A 16,587-nucleotide genomic window follows, 5' to 3' on the forward strand; every position below is an offset into this window, starting at 1 on the left:
ATCACACCTGGAAACTCGGCCCGGCGACGGTATCCGCGCCCGGTGCGGACGGCAAGGACAGCAGCTTCTTGGCCTGCACCTGGACCGAGTACATCAGCCCGACCGCGTCGCCCAGCTTCCCCGGCTGCCCGTTGAAGACCTGGTGCAGGGTGGACAGCAGTTCGGCGTAGACCCGGTCGCACAGCTGGGAGGCCGCCCGCGCCGGGGTGTTCTCCGGCAACGCGTAGGTGTCCGGGTTGTCCACCATCGGGTGCACGCCGTCCGGGTCGAACGGGATCGGCGCCCCTTCGAACACCCACTTGCCCTGCGCGTCGCGGATCAGTTCCCGCCCCTCGACGATTTCCTTGAAGCGGTAGTAGTGCCCGAATTCCTCGCGGTCGCGGACGTGCTCGGCCGAGTCGACGTCGTGCGGGCTGCCCTCGCCCTGCTCGATGATCTCGTGGATGGCCAGCAACGCCGAGCGCCGGTCGGTGACCTGGTAGAGCGTTCCGGGCGCGCCGGGCCAGCGGACCTGGCGGGCGGGATCGCCGGTGAACAGGGTGCCGCCGCGGGCGCGGAGCTGGTCGTCGAGGCGGATGATCGCCATCGCCAGCTGGTTGTAGTACCAGCCGATGGTGAACGGGTTGTACTCGGCGTCGACGTACCACTTTTCCAAAGTGGACATCGCGTCGTCGTCGCTGTCGAGCAGCATCCCCGAGTCGTCCAGGGTGAAGGTGTCCGGCGCGATCACCGCCCCGGTGAACGGGGCGCCCGCGACCGTCGGGTATTCGGGTTGCTCGATCGCCAGGAACACGTCCCGAATGTGTTCGATGGAGCATTTGCGCAGGGACACCCGCAGGCTCGGCAGGACGCCGCCGGGCAGCGGCCCCGGATAGACCGGCACGAAACCCGGCCGCCCGATCACCGGTGTGCCGCCGACCGCGTTGAGGATGTTGCCGACCAGCGCCATGTGCAGCATCTCTTCGAGGACGACCCCGCGGATGATGCGGGCGACCTCGAGGTTGCGGTCGTTCTTGAGCGAGAACAGCGCGGTCAGGTACACCGGGATCGTCGAGTGCTCCACGGCGAGCGCCTGCTGCAGCACCCGCCGCAACTCCTCGACCGTGTCCAGTTCCAGCATCGGCGGTTCGGGTTCGATGCCGAGCCAGCGCACGATCATGTCCCGCTTGCCGGGGGAGAGATCCCGGGTGACCGGCATGTGGCCGGGCGACTCCCGGGGCGCCAGCAGCGACTTCCGGATCCGGTGCCGGTAGGCGACCACGTGGTGGTAGTTGGCCAGATCGAAGACGTCCCGCATGACCGGGTAGAGGTTGGCGTACTGCTGGAAGATCGGCTGCACGTCGGTGACCCAGGTGGGCCGGTCCGGACCGGTGAACCGGCTCTGCACCAGGATGTTCAGCTGCCGGTGCGGTGCGGGGAAGCTCGGCGGCCCGTCCGGCTGCGCGGACCAGGTGTACTCCAGCGCGCAGAACAGGCCGTCGAGCGGCCCGCGCGGATTGCCCGGATCGGTGGCGGTGACGGTCAGTTCCGCCCGGCCGTTCTCGTCGGTCACCACGCTGGCCGGGAACTTGAGGGGCGCGGTGCCGCTGGGGTCGGTCACGAAGATCCGCTCGCGCGCCGCCGGACGGCCGAACCTGGTCGCGACCAGGGTGGTGGACGTGGTGTCGTGCGGTTGTTCGGGGTAGAGGCGGAAGGTGAACTCGTTCGCGCGCAGGAAGCCGGCTTCCGCGTTCTCCGCCAGGAGAACCTTGGGCGTGGCCGCGGAATCCAGCACCGCCAACCGGTTCTCGGCCGCGAGCGCGAGGTGTTCGCGCTCGAGGCGGATCGCGGCGACACCGGCGCGTTCGCGGTAGAAGCGGTCGTCGATGCCGTCCAGCGGCGCCAGCCGCACGGGGCGGCCGTGCGCGGGGAGCACCGCCAGGTGCAACTCGCCGAGGTCGACCAGGTTGCCACCGGCGGTCACGGTGGGCAGGCTGTTGCCCAGATCGAGCAGCACCGTGCCGGTTGCCTCGTCCAGGCGGCAGGGCGCGTCGTTGAGCGTCGAACCCGGCTGCGGCCGCAACCGGCGGGCGGCGACGAAGGCGGTGGGCTCACCCGGCTGGTAGGCGCCGATCGAGCCGACGATCCGCCCGAACGTGAAGTCCGGCGACTGATCGTCGCCCTGAAATCCGTCGAGGTTGAACTTGATGGACAGCAATCCGTCCGCGGTGGTTTCCCGCAATTCGTCGAGGAACGGTGAGCCGCTGGTATCCAGCCACCGAACGTCGGTGAGAACGGACTGGTAGCTCGCGCCGAACGGGACGATCTCGCCGGTTTTCGGGCCGCGATTCCAGATGTCGGCGAACGAAGTCGGTGTGAAATCGCCGCGGCAGACCACCCGGCCGGTCGCGTCGACCAATTGGAGTTCCAGGCCCCAGATCTGCGAAACGAGTTGCTGTTCCGGGTCCAGGTCCACCAGTTTCGCGCTGACCTGCGAACCGCCGTCGATCAGGGAGCCGTCGACCGCGGGATCGGTCGGGTTCGGGGCGGCGCTGCGGCCGTCCGCGTGGAACGCGCTGGTGATCGATACGTTCTGGAATCGTAAGGCGCCGGTGCCTTTCGGATTCCAGCCGCCGAAAGGTTCGCGCTGGAAGCGGGGCTGGAAAAGATCGATGTCGTACCTTTCGGGTTTGTTGTTGATCGTCGAGGGATCTGCTTGGTAACTGCCGGAGAAATGAAGTCGTGGAAAACTCAGGTACGACATTGCTTGCACCCCCCAAAATATCGACAGCCGCGTCACCGGGCGGCCCCCTCGCCCCGGCTGTCTGATTCGCTGCCGACCCCCACCGTAGCGAAGACGGCCGGAGGAACCGCCCCCGAATCCGGGACCGCGGACCCCGCACCCGGATTCTGGGGATCGCCCTAACCGGTGAGATCGGCCAGGAGCAGTCCGCTTTGCGGTTTCGGGGTGAAGTAGGTGCTCTTGCGGGGCATCCGGCGGCCCTGCCGGTGGACGGCGAGGACGTCGGCGAAGGGGACCGGGGCGAGCTGGAGCACCGCGTCCGCCTCCTGGTCCGTGGCATGTCCGGCGGGCAGCGGGTGCACGTGCGGGCCCTGGGGGTCGATGCCCAGCGCGTCGCCGATGAGCAGTTGTTCGACCAGGGCGTGGTCGATCCGGGGCAGCGGCTCGCCCGGCCCGGGGGCGGGCAGATCGACCCGCAGGTTCGCCGCTGGCGTCCGGACCGTGACGCCGCCCGGTTCGGCGGGCGTGGCCGGTTCGTCGATCGTCCGGACGTTCAGGCCCGCGCGCTGCCAGGCTTGGACGAGATCGGCCGCGGTGAGCCCGGTGCCGGTGAGGACCCGGTGGATCGAGCCGATCCGCAGCGCCGGGCCCGCGGTGATCAGGGCGAGCAGGTTCGACGAAGCCCGGACGGTCGCCGCCAGGCGGTGGTTCCCGTCGGCGACCACCAGCGGATGCCGCCGCACCTCGGTGAGCAGGGTGTCCTGGTCGGTGCCCGGGCCGAGCAGCCACAGCCGGTGGGTCCTTCCCGCGGCGTCCGTCGTCGACACCGCGGGCGCGCCGAGCGCGCCGACGATCCGCTGGACGGTCGCGGTCAACCCCTCGCCGCCGGACACCGGGACGAGCATCGCCGCGCTGGTCGCGCAGCCCAGCCCGGCGAGCATCGCGGCGCGTTCGGCGACCACCTGGGGGTAGACCTGTTCGCTGTGCCGCACACGGGACATTCCGTGCCCGTCGACCGCGGCGGGATCGACCAGGCACAGCACCCCGATGGCCGTCCCGTCCGGACCGTCCACCCGGTAGGGGGCCACGAAATCGGTCACCCGCCGGTAGGCGGTGGTCCGGAGCCGGTCCAGTGCCCGGCGGGCCAGGGGCAGGGCGTCGGTGAGGGACAGGCCGCGCGCGCGGGCCTCGGGTGTGCGGTGCGGATGCTGCACGGCCAGCAACGTGTCGCCCGCCCCCCGCGGACCGGCGAGCGCCGCGACCACCTCACCGGCCGCGGCGAACTCGTCGATGCCGGGTCCGGGGACCGCGCCGGTGGCCACCCACCCGTTCTTGATCACTTGGGCCCATTCGGTCATCTCCCGATCTTGCCCGAGCGCGCTGACAAACGCCTGCAACGGTGAGATGCGGATGGTGTGACGCCGCGGTGACGGCAACCGAGCAGGGTGGGCCTCCACGGCCGCGGCCGTTGCGAAGGGAGATACGGCCATGCCCATCAGTCCCACCTATCCGGGCGTCTACATCGACGAGCTGCCGAGCGCGGTTCGCACCATCGTGGGGGTGCCCACTTCGATCGCGGCCTTCATCGGCACCGCGTCGCGCGGTTCGGTCAAAGGCCCGGTGCACATCACCAGTTTCGCCGACTACGAGCAGGAGTTCGGCGGACTCGACCCGAAACACGACATGAGCTACGCGGTCTTCCAGTTCTTCCAGAACGGCGGCGCCGAAGCCGAGATCGTCCGGGTGGTCAACCGGACGGCGTCCACCGCCGATGCCGGAGAAGAGGAGGCGGCGCCGACCCCGGCGGCCGGCGAGGCCACGATCACCCTGCCCGGGGGAGTGACTCTGAAAGCCGCCAGCCCCGGCAGGTGGGCCAACGACTCCCTCCGGGCCCGCGTCGACTACGGAACTGCCGAGGATCCGGGCAGCAAGCTCTACAACCTGACCATCCGGGACGCCGAGACCGGTGCCACCGAGACCTATCTGAACGTCAGCATCGAGGCCGCGAGCCCGCGAAACCTGAAACACGTCATCGCCTCTTCCGGCCTGATCGGCGAAGTGGCGGGGGAGACCAGCCGGCCCACCGCGCACAAGGCCGCCGGTGCGACGGGCGGCCCCGAGGAGGGCGAGGACCCGTTCAAGGACGGCAAGGGAACGGGCGCGGACGCCTGGTACACGGCCGCGACCGGCGGCGAAGACGGTCCGGCCCCGGTGGTCGGCGACTACAAGGGGGATCGGAACGCGCAGACCGGGCTCTACGCGCTGCTGAAGACCGATATCTTCAACATGCTGTGCCTCCCCGGCGCCCCGGGTGAGATCGACGGCGCGGCGAGCATCATCGCCCCGGCGCTGGACCTCTGCGTGGAGCGCCGGGCGATGCTGATCGTGGACCCGAAGAAGAACTGGGCATCGGTCAACGCCGCCGTGACCGCGGTGAAGGACCCGACCTTCAAGGTGAGCGGTGAGGCCACGCGCAACGCGGCGCTGTACTTCCCGCAGATAGTCCAGCCGGATCCGAAGCAGGAGAACGCGGAACGAGCGTTCCCGCCGTGCGGTGCGATCGCCGGGATCTGGTCACGCACCGATGTCCAGCGGGGCGTCTGGAAGGCCCCGGCGGGCACCGAGGCTTCGCTGAACGGCGTCAGCAATCTGACCGTGCCGATGACCGACCGGCAGAACGGTCTGCTCAACCCGATCGGAGTCAACTGCCTGCGCCAGTTCCCGGTGGTCGGCAACGTGGTCTGGGGCGCCCGGACCCGGCGCGGCGCGGACGTGCTGGCGGACCAGTGGAAGTACCTGCCGGTGCGGCGGCTGGCGCTGTTCATCGAGGAAAGCCTGTTCCGCGGCACCCAGTGGGTGGTGTTCGAACCCAACGACGAACCGCTGTGGGCCTCGATCCGGCTCAACGTGGGCGCGTTCATGAACAACCTGTTCCGCCAGGGCGCCTTCCAGGGCCGCACGCCGCAGGAGGCGTACCTGGTCAAATGCGACAGCACGAACAATCCGCAGAACGACATCGACCGCGGGATCGTCAACATCCTCGTCGGCTTCGCCCCGCTCAAGCCGGCCGAGTTCGTCATCATCCACATCCAGCAACTCGCCGGCCAGATCCAGGTCTAGGTCGAGGGGAGAGCCCAGTCATGGCCGACAGCAAGACGAAACGCCGCGATCCGTACAAGAACTTCCGGTTCCGGGTGAAGTTCAGCGGCGGAGCGGAGTACATCCTCGGGATCAGCAAGGTCACCGGGTTCAAGCGGACCACCGAGGTGGTCAAGCACCGGGCCGGTGGCGATCCGGCCACCAGCTTCAAACTGCCCGGGCGCACCGAGTACGACGCGATCACGCTGGAACGCGGGGTCACCACGGACAAGGTGTTCGAGCAGTGGGCGAACCGGGTGTGGAGCTTCCACAACTCCGGCAGCGGTCTGGAGACCTCGCTCAAGGACTTCCGCCGGGACCTGATCGTGGACGTGTTCAACGAGGGCGGGCAGAAGGTGCTCTCGTACCAGGTCTTCAACTGCTGGGTCTCGGAGTGGCAGCCGGTGTCCGATTTGGACGCGAACGCGAACGCGGTGGCGATCCAGCACGTCAAGCTGGAGAACGAGGGCTGGGTGCGCGAGGACCTGCCCGAGCCGCCGGACGTCAACTTCGAAGACCCGGCGTGACGTCGTGGCCGCGCTCACCGAAGCCGGGCTGCTGGCGACCTGGGAGGCGGCGCTGGGCCAGGGCCCGGTCCGCCGGGCCCTGGCGCTGGCCACCGCCGGTGGGGCGGAGCCGGCCACGGTCGCCGACCTCAGCGTCGGCCGGCGGGAGGAATTCGTGCTGGCACTGCGGGAAAGGTGTTTCGGCGCCACCTTCTCGTGCGCGGTGACCTGTCCGTCGTGCGAGGAGGAGCTCGAACTGGAGCTCGGCCTGGACGACGTGCGGGCCGCCCCGCCGCCGGACGGGGAGAACCGGATCACCGCGCACGGCTTCGAAGTGGAGTTCCGCCCGATCACCAGCCGGGACCTGCTCGCGGTGCGCCGGGACCTCCCGGACGCGCGGCGGCGCCTGCTCGAGCGGTGCGTGCTCAGCGCGCGGCGGCGCGGCCGGAAGGCGCGGAAGGTGCCCGACGAAGTGCTCGACGCGGTCGCGGCGGAACTGTCCACCCGCGACCCGCAGGCCGATGTGCGGCTCGACCTGGACTGCGCGTCCTGCGGCCACGAATGGCGCTCGCCGTTCGACGTCACGGCTTTTCTGTGGGCCGAAATGGAAGCCTACGCCCGGCGGCTGCTGCACGAGGTGCACGCGCTCGCCACCGTGTACGGCTGGTCCGAGCGCGAGGTGCTGGCGGTGAGCCCGGCGCGGCGGCGGTGCTACCTGGAAATGGCGGGACAATGACGGATTTCGTGGATCGCCTGCTCGGCAGGCCCGGTGCGCCGCCGATCCGGCCGGTGGTGCCCTCGCTGTTCGAGCCGATCACCTCGGCCGGCGCCGAACCGCCGCTGCCGATGGGAACCTTCACCGGTTCCGAGCCGGGTCCACAACGGACGGACGAGCCGCGGCCGGTGGATACCACGGCCGGGAACGGCGGTGAACCGCCTGCCCCGGCGCCCGTGCCCGCGCCGCCGATCGCCGTGGTTCGGGAACCGATCGCCCCGCCACCGGTCCCGGCGGAATCGACCGGGGAGAAGGCCCCGCCCACCGCGGTGGTCCACCAGGTGACCGGAGAACCCGCACCGATCCCCACCGCCCCGCAGACGCCTGCCCCGGTGCGGGTTCCGGGGGAGCGCCGGGTCGAGACCGTGCGCGAGATCGTGCACCACACCGCGCCCCCGGCCGCCGCGCCCGCGACGCATCCGGTGTCCGCGGTGCGCGTGCCGGAACCGCCGGAACCCGCGTATCCGAGGGAGCCGCCCCCGGCGCCCGTGCCTCCCGCTTCGCATCCGGTGCGGCCGGTGGCACCGGGATTTCCGGCGGTGCCGCCGATCCCGGTCGCCGCGCCGGTCCCGCTCCGGCGGGAACCGAGCGAACCGGACGTGCACATCACCATCGGCCGGGTCGAGGTCAAGGCCGCCGTCGAGGCCGAGCGGCCGAAGCGCCGGGACCCGGGCAAGCGGCCCGTGCTGAGCCTGGACGAGTACCTGCGCGGGCGGGCGGGAGGTGACCGAGCATGAGCGACGCGAGGGCCATCGAGGCCGTCACCCACACCCTGATCCGCCTGGTGGCCGACGGCGTCAACGGTCGCGGCGACGGATTCGACGGCCGGGCCCGGGTCGACGCCAAACCGCCGCACGAGGTGCCGGGCACCGACGAGCTGATGGTGAACCTGTTCCTGTACCAGACCGAAGTGGACGGTTCGCTGCGCAACGAGGACGCGTTGGACCGGGTGCCCGGGGAGACCGGCGATCCGCCGCTGCCCCTGGTGCTGCGGTACCTGATGACGCCGTACGTGCGCGACGGCAAGGACCGGGACGCGCACCGCCTGCTGGGGCTGGCGGTCCGCGCGCTGCACGAGCACACCGTGCTCGGCCGCGCCGAACTCGCCTCGAACGCGCCGTTCAGCGATGTGGCCCGCCAGCTCGACCGGATCCGGATCACCTGGCAACCCTTGGCGGAAGCGGACATCTACTCGCTGTGGTCCGCGTTCCAGACCCCGTACCGGCTGTCCACGGCGTTCGAGGTGCGGGCCGTGCTGATCGACAGCAGGCGACCGCCGCGGACCCCGGTGCCGGTGCTCAAACGCGGGCAACATGACGAGGGACCGGTGGCGCGCGGAGACGTCGAATCGCCGTTCCCGGAACTCACCGCGGCGGTGCCGGTCACCGTGGACGACGAAGGCGCGGAGCACGAGCAGGCCTCCGCGGTCGTCGGCGGGCGGGTGGTGCTGCGCGGGGTGAACCTGGGTGCGCGCACCGTGCGGGTGCTGCTCAGCCATCCGCTGCTGGCCGAACCGCGCTCGATCACCCCGGCCGAAGGCGACGCGACCGGCACCGAAGTGCGGTTCACCCTGCCCGCCGCCAGCGCTGGCGAATACGCGGCCGGGCTGTGGTCGGTCGGGCTGGCCCTGACCACCGGCACCGGTGCTGAGGAGGCGACGACCTACACCAACGAGGTGCCGCTGGCGCTCGCCCCGAAGATCACCAGCGAGCTGCCGCTGCGGGTGGCGAGGGTGGGCGGGACCGCGACCTTCCAGGTCACCTGCTCGCCCGCGGTGCTGGCCGGGCAGCCGGTGTTGTTCCTGCTCAACGGCCGGGCGCTGCGCGAAGTACGGGCCGTGGCCAACGAACCGGTCTCCGGCGGCACGCTGCGGTTCGTGCTGCCGAAGGCGCAGCCGGGCGACTACCTGATCCGGCTGCGGGTCGGCGGGGTGGACAGCCCGCTGGTCGACCGGTCGCGGGCGAAGCCCCGGTTCGACCCCGAGCAGCTGGCGAAGGTGGAGTGATGGCCGAACACCTCGCCGACCGCGCCGAATGGGAGGCCGCCAACGGGACCTTCCTGGCGGCCTCGCTGGGCTGGCTGCGGCTGTCGCTGCGCCGGAACATCGAGAACCGGAGTGTGCCGCTGGTCCACCCGCCGGAGCCGTCCGGGTGGATGTCCCGAGTACTCGGCCGATCCACTTCCTCCACAGTGGACACCCCGGCCGCCTCGCCGGTCACCGACGCGGAACTCGCCGAAGCCGCGGCCGAGGTGGAGCGGGCAGGAGCGATCTCGCCGCCGCCCGCGCTCGTGGAACTCGCCGATCGGCTCGGCCTGTCCCGGTTCGAACGGGACACCCTGCTGCTCTGCGCGGCGGTCGAACTGGACCCGTCGATCGGTGAGCTGTGCGCGCTGGCGCACGGGAGCGAACGGATGGCCCACCCGACCTTCGGGCTGGCCCTGGGCGTCCTGCCCGAGCCGGCCTGGGAGGTCGTCTCGCCCCGGCAGGGCCTGCGGTTCTGGCGGCTGGTGGAGATCACCCAGCACAACGGGCCGGGCCTGGTCTCCGCCGCGCTGCGGGCGGACGAGCGGATCGTCAACTACCTCAAGGGGCTCAACGACCTCGACGAGCGGCTGGCCCCGCTGCTCACCCGGCTCACCCCGGCCGAGGGGCTCGAGCTGCCGCCGTCCCAGCAGGAAGTGATCGACGAGATCGCGCGGGGATGGCGGGACTCGCCCGCCGGTCCGATCGTGCAACTGGCCGGGCCCGACGAGGACGCCAAACGACTGGTCACCGCGCATGCGGCGGCGGCCAGGGGCCTGGTCGCCTACCGGCTCCCGGCCGCGTTGCTGCCTGCCCAGCCGGTCGAACTCGACCAGCTGGCCCGGCTGTGGCAACGCGAATCGACCCTGCTGCCGCTCGCCCTGTACCTCGACGTCGAGGACACCGACGACTCCGCGCAGACCCGGCCGCCGGTGGGCCGGTTCCTCGGCCGGGTCAGCGGGCCCACCGCGTTCGCCGCCCGGGAGAGCTGGTCGGATCTCGGGCGCCGGTCGCTCGTGCTGGACGTCGCGTCCCCGACCCCGGCCGAACGCGCCGTCGCGTGGCGCGACTTCCTCGGCCCGGCCGCGGCGGGCGAGGCCGTCGATTCGCTGGCCGCCCAGTTCGCCCTCGAAGTGCCCGCGATCCTGGAGGTGGCGGCCGTTTCGGGCGGGGACCCGGCGAAGGCGTGGCAGGCGTGCCGGGCCCGCACCCGGCCCCGCCTGGACGCGCTCGCCCAGCGCCTCGAACCGAAGGTGGGCTGGGACGACATCGTGCTCCCGGAGCAGGGCCGGGTGCTGCTCGGCCAGATCGCCGACCAGGTCGCGCAGCGCACCACCGTCTACGAGAACTGGGGGTTCGGCGAGCGGATCACCCGCGGGCTCGGGATCAGCGTGCTGTTCACCGGGCCGAGCGGCACCGGCAAGACCATGGCGGCCGAGGTGGTCGCCAAGCAGCTGGCGCTCGATCTGTACCGGATCGACCTGTCCGCGGTGGTGAGCAAGTACATCGGGGAGACCGAGAAGAACCTGCGACGGCTGTTCGACGCGGCCGAAGGCGCGATCCTGTTCTTCGACGAGGCGGACGCGCTGTTCGGCAAGCGCAGCGAGGTCAAGGATTCGCACGACCGGTACGCCAATATCGAGATCAACTACCTGCTGCAGCGGATGGAGGCGCACCGCGGGCTGGCGATCCTGGCCACCAACCTGCGGACCGCGCTGGACTCGGCCTTTCTGCGCCGGTTGCGGTTCATCGTCGAGTTCCCGTTCCCCGGGCTGGCCGAGCGGCGGGCCATGTGGGAGAAGGCTTTCCCGGCGGGCGCGCCGCGGGGCGAACTGGACTACGACCGGCTGGCCCGGCTGCAGGTCAGCGGCGGGATGACCCGCAACATCGCGCTCAACGCCGCGTTCCTGGCCGCCGCCGGGGGTTCGGAGATCACCATGCGGACCGTGCTGGACGCCGCGCGCACCGAGTTCCAGAAGCTGGAGCTCCCGGTCAGCGAACACGACTTCGCGTGGGAGGAGGCGGGCGCGCGATGAGGATCGAACTGGCCATCGACCGCGTGGTGCTGGACGGCGTGGGCCTCGCCCCGGGACAGGCCAGGGCCGTCCGAGAGGCCCTGCACGCCGAACTGGCCCGGCGGATCACCGCGACGCCGGGGAGCTGGCAGCGGTCGCGCCGGGAGCGGCTGCTGGGCGCGCCCGCGTTGCGCTTCGACCCGGCGAGTGGTCCGGCCGCATTGGGCCGGAGCCTCGCCCGATCCATCCACTGTGGACTGACCGGGGAAGGGCGATGACCGATGCCTGAACACGCCGGAAGGAAGCCCGCGCGCAACAAGGCGAACCTGGGACCGATCCTGCCCGCGGCGAAGCGGGAACCGGGACCCGCGTTCGACGGTCCCGCGCGGAACCGGCTCGAAGCCGGGGTCGGCGCGGATTTCAGCCAGGTCCGGGTGCACGGTGGCCGGGCTTCGGCGGAAGCCGCCGAGCGGATCGGGGCCCGGGCGTTCACCATCGGGCAGGACATCTACCTCGGCGCGGAAGCGCACCGGTTGACCGGGGTGGCGCGGAACCGGCTGCTGGTGCACGAAGCCGTGCACACCGTGCAGCAGGGCGCGCACACCTGCCTGCCGGACTCGTTGCCGGTCTCCACCCCCGGGGACGCGGGTGAGCGCGAAGCCCACGCCATCGCGGACGCGGTGGCATCCGGCGGCTCGCCATCGCTGGCTATCCGGCGCCACCGCCTGGCCGTGCAACGCGACCTCGCCGCCACCCATCCGGTGACCGAAGGCGAATTCTCCGTCGATCTGAAAGCGGAATCCCACCCGGGTGCGAAATCGGGCATGAGCGGCTCCATCACCTTCCTGGCGAACGACAAGGCTCCCGACTCCACCTTGATCAAACTGCTGCAGATCGTGCGGCTCATCGACAGCGGTACCGGTACGGACTACGTCTGGACCGGCGGCGAGGCGAATCGGAACAAGGTGATGACCAAGGCCGCCCCGGGAGTGACCCCGGGATTCTTCGTCGACCACCAGGCAGCGAGCGTGGCGCCCCGGAAGGCGAAGAGCGATCCGGCCGTGTCGCAGTACTACCGCGACTACTGGCCCAACCCGAAGAACAGCCAGGACGGCAGCAAGAAGGGCAAGGCCGTCAAGGGAGCATCGCTCTGGGACTACCCGGGGTGGAACTCCAAGTGCCAGTTCCGGTTCGAGACCGCGGCGAAGGACGCGGTCGGTGGGCACATCTACGGCACCTTGCGGTGGGGATTCGACCTGACGGATCCGGCCAAGGGAAAGGTCGAGAACGAGTTCGCCAAGGCCGCGGACACCGAATCGGCGACCTTCACCGCCGCCGGTAAGGCGTTCGACGAGTTCTACCGCAATCCCGGCAGTTCGACGGCGCCGACCAAGTGAAGGGGGAGAGGTGACCGATTCTCGCGAGGTGGAGGAGTTGCTGGCCGCGATCGACGACGATCCGGACCCCCTGCACCTGGACTACACCCCGGCGATGTGGGCGCTGGCGGAACTCGGCTGGCCGGTCGCCCCCAGCCTGCTCGATCTGATGGAGACCGCGGGCGACCAGACCCGGCTCCGGGCCGCGCGCGCCCTCGAACTCATCGTCGATCGCGAACACGGATTCGTCGCGGGAAGGGGTTTCCCCGGCCCGGAGGCGGAGGACGCGGTGCGCGCGCTCTGGGCGCGCAACGGCGACTACCGCTACGACGCCGAGGAAGCCGCCCGCGTCGAGTCCGTGCGGCGGTGGCGGGACTGGCTGGCCCGGCGGGGCGAACCGGAGGAGGAGACATGACCGTGGCACCGCACCGGGACACGGGCACCGAGCGGCAGTTGGAGCGGAGCCAGTTCTTCGCGCATTCCGCGTTCGCCGAGCTGCACCAGCGGCTGCGGGAAACCGAGATCCTGTTGCACGGGCTGGCCGACCTGCTGCTCGGCCGGGGGCTGGTGACCGAACAGGAACTGCGGCGGTCACTGGAATCCGTGGCGCCGCAGCTGACCGAGGAGCAGACCGGGGTCGGGGTCGTGGTGGCCCCGGAGGCGCCGGTCGAGGAGCCCGAGCCGGTCGACTGCGCGGCCCGGATGCACGTCTGCCACGCGGTGTGCTGCAAGCTCGATTTCCCCTTGTCCGTATCGGAGATCGAAGCCGGGGCGGCGCGCTGGGATCTGGGCCGCCCGTACTTCATCCGGCACGAATCGGACGGCGGCTGCACCCACAACGACCGCGAGACCGGCCACTGCGGCATCTACGACGACCGGCCCGCGGTGTGCCACCGGTACTCCTGCCGCCAGGACGAGCGGATCTGGAAGGACTTCGACCGGATGGAGCTGAACACCGAGTGGATCGAGGAGAACCTCAAACCCGGTGACTCCCGACCCCGGGCGGTGTTCCTGCCGATGCCGGTGGTGCCGCCGCGGACCGAGCAAGAGGCACGGCCATGAGCACCTTCCCGGAGAGCCTGCATCCGGTGCGCGGCGGGTTCGTCCTGGTCGACCCGGATTCGGGGCAGCCGATCAAGACGATCCCGTTCCAGTACAACCCGGACACCCTCACCCGGACGCTGCAGCCGCAGGGCATCGGCAACGAACCCGGCGACCGGTTGGAGGCGTTGCGGCTCAAGGGACCGCCGCACGAGTCGTTCAAGTTCGACGCGGAGTTCGACGCCACCGAGGCGCCGGAGCGCTACCCGGACGGGCTCTACCCCGTGCTGTCCGCTTTGGAACTGAGCATCTACCCGACCTCCGGGCAGCTCCGGGAGGAGGACCGGCTGGCCGCGGAGGGGAAGATCGAGATCGCGCCCGTCGAGGCGCCGCTGACCGTGCTGGTGCTCGGCCCGAAGCGGGTGGTTCCGGTGCGCATCACCGAGTTCAGCATCACCGAGGAGATGTTCGACACCGCGCTCAACCCGATCCGCGCCAAGGTCAGCGTCGGTGTCCGGGTGCTCACCGTCGACGACCTCGGCCACCGGCACAAGGGTGGGCTGCTCTACCTGACCTACCACCAGCAGAAGGAGCGGTTCGCCACCTCGGTGAACCATTCGGTCACCGAACTCGGCGTGCCGGGAATCTAGGGAGCGAACGATGTTCTCGATCACCAGCCGTTACCAGGGCATCCCGACCGCGGTGCACGAACTGCCCGACGGCCGCAAGGTCACCTACGTGCGCCGGCGCCTGCTGCCGCATCCGGAGGAACTGGCGCAGATCGGCGAGCACGTCGTGGTGGCGGGGGAGCGGGCGGACCGGATCGCCGGGCAGGAGTTCGGGGACGCGGAACAGGCCTGGCGCCTGGCCGACGCGAACAACGTGCTGGACCCGGACGAACTGGTCACCGAACCGGGCAGGCGGCTGCGGATCACCCTGCCCGCCGGGCTCCCGCCGGGTGGCGGCGTGCTGAACAGCGGTGTTCCGGGAGGCGCGGGCCATGGCTAAGAGCCTGCAGCTGATGCTGATGATCGGGCGCGTGGTGGCCGCCCCGGCGCCACAGGCGCTGATGGACGCCCTGCAGTCCGTTCAGGTCACCTCGAGCGCCGGGCAGCGCAGCGGTTTCCAGCTCTCGTTCGCGGTGAGCAAGCGTTCGGTCATCACCGAGACGCTGCTGCCCGCGGGGCTGCTCGATCCGCCCACGCGGGTGGTGATCGTCGGGATCGTGGGCGGGGCGTCCGAGGTGCTGATGGACGGGGTGATCACCCGGCACGAACTGAGCCCGAGCGACACCCCGGGCGGTTCCACGCTGACCGTCACCGGCGAGGACCTGACCGTGCTGATGGACCTGCGGCACGAGCGCGAGTGCTTCCCGGCGATGCCGCTGAACGTGCGGGTGATGAAGATCCTGCTGAAGTACGCGATGTACGGGATCGTCCCGGCGGCGGTCCCGGCGGTGATCTTCAACGTGCCCAACCCGATCGAGACCATCCCGATCCAGTCCAGCACGGACCTCGCCTACCTCAACGCGCTGGCCTCGGAGGCCGGGTACTCGTTCTTCCTCGTTCCCGGGCCGCGGCCGGGGATCAGCACCGCCTACTGGGGGCCGGAGGCGCGGGCCGGGCTCGTGCAACCGGCGCTGTCGGTCAACTCGGGCGCGGCGACGAACGTGGAGTCGCTTTCGTTCAGCTTCGACGGGATGGCCCGGACCCAGTACACCATCCGGCTCACCGAGCCGAACACGAAGATCGGCATCTCCATCCCGATCCCGGACATCTCGCTGCTGCGGCCGCCGCTCGCGGTGCGCCCGGCGGTGGCGCTCAAGGAGGAACCGCTGCCGGATCTGGCCGGGCGTTCGCCGGTGGAGGTGATCCTGCGCGGGCTGAGCAAGACCACCCAAGCCTCGGACGCGGTGACCGGGCAGGGGAAGCTGGACGTGCTGCGCTACGGGCACGTGCTCAAATCGCGCGGCCTGGTCGGCGTGCGCGGCGCCGGGCTGGCCTACGACGGCCTCTACTTCGTCAAGAGCGTCACCCACGACATCCGGCGCGGTGAGTACAAGCAGACCTTCAGCCTGACCCGGGACGGTTTCGTCCCCTTCTCGCAGCAGGTGACTACATGACGACCGACGGCAAGAAGTACCACGGCACCTACAAGGGTGTGGTTGTGTCCAATGTGGATGTGACCGGCGGGAACCGGGTGATGGTCCGGGTGGAGGACGTGCTCGGCAACGATCCGTGCATCTGGGCCACCGCGCACACCGCGGTCCCCGGCATGAACGTGGTGCCGATGATCAACTCCGGGGTGTGGATCGAGTTCCAGGACGGCGATGTCGACCGTGCCGTGTGGACCGGGTTCTGGCGTGGCGGGATCGGGGAGGCCCCGCCGATCGCGCAGACCATTCCGCCCGGGGTGCCGCAGATCGTGATGGGCACGCCGCTGCAGAACTACCTGCTGATCACCGACGCGCCCGGGCCGACCGGCGGGATCCAGATCCAGATCCGGGGCCCGGCGGGACCGTACATCAAGATGAGCGAGGCCGGGATCGAGCTCTCCTGCGGTCCTGGTCTCGCGTCGATCCGGCTCGTCGGGACCGCGGTCGTGATCAACAACGGTTCCTTCACGGTACCGATGTAGGGGGAGCGGATGCCTGGTTTGATTGTCCACAGTGGAATGACGATGACCTGCCCGCACGGCGGCACGGCCACGTTCGTGCCGAGCGGGCCGCCGGGCGCGCTGGTCAACGGGATGCCGGTGGCCACCGCGGCCGACCAGATCCTGGTCGCCGGATGCGCGGCGCAGCCGACGCCGTGCGTGAAGGTGCAGTGGACCAACGTCGCGAAGGTCCTCATCAACGGCACGCCCGCCCTGGTGCAGGCGCCGCCCCCGACCCCGCCCCCGGTGCCCGGTGGCGGGGTGTGCCTCGGGTCGGCGACCCCGGCCCCGCCGCTGGTGATGGCCATGCAGCTGCTGGTGACAGGGACGTGAACG

The 16,587-nt window shown here is 70.6% G+C and carries 17 protein-coding genes; 15 read left to right on the top strand and 2 right to left on the bottom strand.

What is annotated here, in order from left to right:
- Position 1 precedes the first annotated feature (1 nt).
- Both FXO23_RS41745 and FXO23_RS41750 read right to left on the bottom strand, forming a co-directional pair.
- A complete protein-coding gene (locus FXO23_RS41745; RefSeq protein ID WP_158892889.1) occupies positions 2-2,743 on the bottom strand; it encodes a ferritin-like domain-containing protein in 2,742 nt (913 codons plus the stop codon).
- Between the two features lie 158 nt (positions 2,744-2,901).
- On the bottom strand, positions 2,902-4,080 hold the full coding sequence (locus tag FXO23_RS41750) for a DUF1015 family protein (RefSeq protein ID WP_158892891.1): 1,179 nt from the start codon (positions 4,078-4,080) through the stop codon (positions 2,902-2,904).
- A 130-nt stretch (positions 4,081-4,210) separates the two neighbouring features.
- Here FXO23_RS41750 and FXO23_RS41755 point away from each other — a divergent pair, with 130 nt between their 5' ends.
- From FXO23_RS41755 to FXO23_RS41825, 15 genes are read left to right on the top strand one after another with little or no spacing between them, the layout of a single operon-like run.
- A complete protein-coding gene (locus FXO23_RS41755) occupies positions 4,211-5,842 on the top strand; it encodes a phage tail sheath family protein (protein ID WP_158892893.1) in 1,632 nt (543 codons plus the stop codon).
- Between the two features lie 20 nt (positions 5,843-5,862).
- Positions 5,863-6,387: a phage tail protein gene (locus FXO23_RS41760; protein ID WP_158892895.1), complete on the top strand. Its 525-nt coding sequence runs from the start codon at positions 5,863-5,865 to the stop codon at positions 6,385-6,387.
- A 4-nt stretch (positions 6,388-6,391) separates the two neighbouring features.
- On the top strand, positions 6,392-7,102 hold the full coding sequence (locus tag FXO23_RS41765) for a T4 family baseplate hub assembly chaperone (protein ID WP_158892897.1): 711 nt from the start codon (positions 6,392-6,394) through the stop codon (positions 7,100-7,102).
- Positions 7,099-7,878, top strand: a complete 780-nt coding sequence (locus tag FXO23_RS41770) for a hypothetical protein (protein WP_158892899.1) — start codon at positions 7,099-7,101, stop codon at positions 7,876-7,878. The genes FXO23_RS41765 and FXO23_RS41770 overlap by 4 nt, the downstream gene beginning before the upstream one ends.
- Positions 7,875-9,146 carry a Pvc16 family protein gene (locus FXO23_RS41775; RefSeq protein ID WP_158892901.1) on the top strand — a complete coding sequence of 424 codons (1,272 nt, stop codon included), beginning with the start codon at positions 7,875-7,877 and terminating at the stop codon, positions 9,144-9,146. The genes FXO23_RS41770 and FXO23_RS41775 overlap by 4 nt, the downstream gene beginning before the upstream one ends.
- Positions 9,146-11,200, top strand: coding sequence for an ATP-binding protein (locus tag FXO23_RS41780; protein WP_158892903.1), 2,055 nt, complete (start codon positions 9,146-9,148; stop codon positions 11,198-11,200). The genes FXO23_RS41775 and FXO23_RS41780 overlap by 1 nt, the downstream gene beginning before the upstream one ends.
- Positions 11,197-11,457 carry a hypothetical protein gene (locus FXO23_RS41785; protein WP_158892905.1) on the top strand — a complete coding sequence of 87 codons (261 nt, stop codon included), beginning with the start codon at positions 11,197-11,199 and terminating at the stop codon, positions 11,455-11,457. The genes FXO23_RS41780 and FXO23_RS41785 overlap by 4 nt, the downstream gene beginning before the upstream one ends.
- A gap of 3 nt (positions 11,458-11,460) precedes the next feature.
- Positions 11,461-12,576, top strand: coding sequence for an eCIS core domain-containing protein (locus FXO23_RS41790; RefSeq protein ID WP_158892907.1), 1,116 nt, complete (start codon positions 11,461-11,463; stop codon positions 12,574-12,576).
- Positions 12,577-12,586: 10 nt separating this feature from the next.
- Complete coding sequence (locus FXO23_RS41795) at positions 12,587-12,970, top strand: hypothetical protein (protein ID WP_158892909.1); 384 nt, start codon at positions 12,587-12,589, stop codon at positions 12,968-12,970.
- Positions 12,967-13,617: a YkgJ family cysteine cluster protein gene (locus FXO23_RS41800; protein ID WP_158892911.1), complete on the top strand. Its 651-nt coding sequence runs from the start codon at positions 12,967-12,969 to the stop codon at positions 13,615-13,617. Before FXO23_RS41795 ends, FXO23_RS41800 begins: the two co-directional genes overlap by 4 nt.
- Positions 13,614-14,246 carry a hypothetical protein gene (locus FXO23_RS41805; protein ID WP_158892913.1) on the top strand — a complete coding sequence of 211 codons (633 nt, stop codon included), beginning with the start codon at positions 13,614-13,616 and terminating at the stop codon, positions 14,244-14,246. The genes FXO23_RS41800 and FXO23_RS41805 overlap by 4 nt, the downstream gene beginning before the upstream one ends.
- A 10-nt stretch (positions 14,247-14,256) precedes the next feature.
- Positions 14,257-14,604, top strand: coding sequence for a LysM peptidoglycan-binding domain-containing protein (locus FXO23_RS41810; RefSeq protein WP_158892915.1), 348 nt, complete (start codon positions 14,257-14,259; stop codon positions 14,602-14,604).
- Complete coding sequence (locus tag FXO23_RS41815) at positions 14,597-15,718, top strand: hypothetical protein (RefSeq protein ID WP_158892917.1); 1,122 nt, start codon at positions 14,597-14,599, stop codon at positions 15,716-15,718. Before FXO23_RS41810 ends, FXO23_RS41815 begins: the two co-directional genes overlap by 8 nt.
- Positions 15,715-16,233 (top strand): phage baseplate assembly protein V, encoded by a 519-nt coding sequence (locus FXO23_RS41820; RefSeq protein WP_158892919.1) that lies wholly within the window; start codon positions 15,715-15,717, stop codon positions 16,231-16,233. The genes FXO23_RS41815 and FXO23_RS41820 overlap by 4 nt, the downstream gene beginning before the upstream one ends.
- A 42-nt stretch (positions 16,234-16,275) precedes the next feature.
- A complete protein-coding gene (locus tag FXO23_RS41825) occupies positions 16,276-16,584 on the top strand; it encodes a hypothetical protein (RefSeq protein ID WP_158892921.1) in 309 nt (102 codons plus the stop codon).
- Positions 16,585-16,587: the final 3 nt, after the last annotated feature.

The organism is Amycolatopsis anabasis, from assembly GCF_009765355.1.
GTDB classification, from domain to species: domain Bacteria; phylum Actinomycetota; class Actinomycetes; order Mycobacteriales; family Pseudonocardiaceae; genus Amycolatopsis; species Amycolatopsis anabasis.

Bases quoted from the DNA above. Each gene is read 5' to 3' on its own strand.
- FXO23_RS41745 (WP_158892889.1), bottom strand. From the start codon at position 2,743: ATGTCGTACCTGAGTTTTCCACGACTTCATTTCTCCGGCAGTTACCAA.
- FXO23_RS41750 (WP_158892891.1), bottom strand. From the start codon at position 4,080: ATGACCGAATGGGCCCAAGTGATCAAGAACGGGTGGGTGGCCACCGGC.
- FXO23_RS41755 (WP_158892893.1), top strand. From the start codon at position 4,211: ATGCCCATCAGTCCCACCTATCCGGGCGTCTACATCGACGAGCTGCCG.
- FXO23_RS41760 (WP_158892895.1), top strand. From the start codon at position 5,863: ATGGCCGACAGCAAGACGAAACGCCGCGATCCGTACAAGAACTTCCGG.
- FXO23_RS41770 (WP_158892899.1), top strand. From the start codon at position 7,099: ATGACGGATTTCGTGGATCGCCTGCTCGGCAGGCCCGGTGCGCCGCCG.
- FXO23_RS41775 (WP_158892901.1), top strand. From the start codon at position 7,875: ATGAGCGACGCGAGGGCCATCGAGGCCGTCACCCACACCCTGATCCGC.
- FXO23_RS41780 (WP_158892903.1), top strand. From the start codon at position 9,146: ATGGCCGAACACCTCGCCGACCGCGCCGAATGGGAGGCCGCCAACGGG.
- FXO23_RS41785 (WP_158892905.1), top strand. From the start codon at position 11,197: ATGAGGATCGAACTGGCCATCGACCGCGTGGTGCTGGACGGCGTGGGC.
- FXO23_RS41790 (WP_158892907.1), top strand. From the start codon at position 11,461: ATGCCTGAACACGCCGGAAGGAAGCCCGCGCGCAACAAGGCGAACCTG.
- FXO23_RS41800 (WP_158892911.1), top strand. From the start codon at position 12,967: ATGACCGTGGCACCGCACCGGGACACGGGCACCGAGCGGCAGTTGGAG.
- FXO23_RS41805 (WP_158892913.1), top strand. From the start codon at position 13,614: ATGAGCACCTTCCCGGAGAGCCTGCATCCGGTGCGCGGCGGGTTCGTC.
- FXO23_RS41810 (WP_158892915.1), top strand. From the start codon at position 14,257: ATGTTCTCGATCACCAGCCGTTACCAGGGCATCCCGACCGCGGTGCAC.
- FXO23_RS41815 (WP_158892917.1), top strand. From the start codon at position 14,597: ATGGCTAAGAGCCTGCAGCTGATGCTGATGATCGGGCGCGTGGTGGCC.
- FXO23_RS41820 (WP_158892919.1), top strand. From the start codon at position 15,715: ATGACGACCGACGGCAAGAAGTACCACGGCACCTACAAGGGTGTGGTT.
- FXO23_RS41825 (WP_158892921.1), top strand. From the start codon at position 16,276: ATGACCTGCCCGCACGGCGGCACGGCCACGTTCGTGCCGAGCGGGCCG.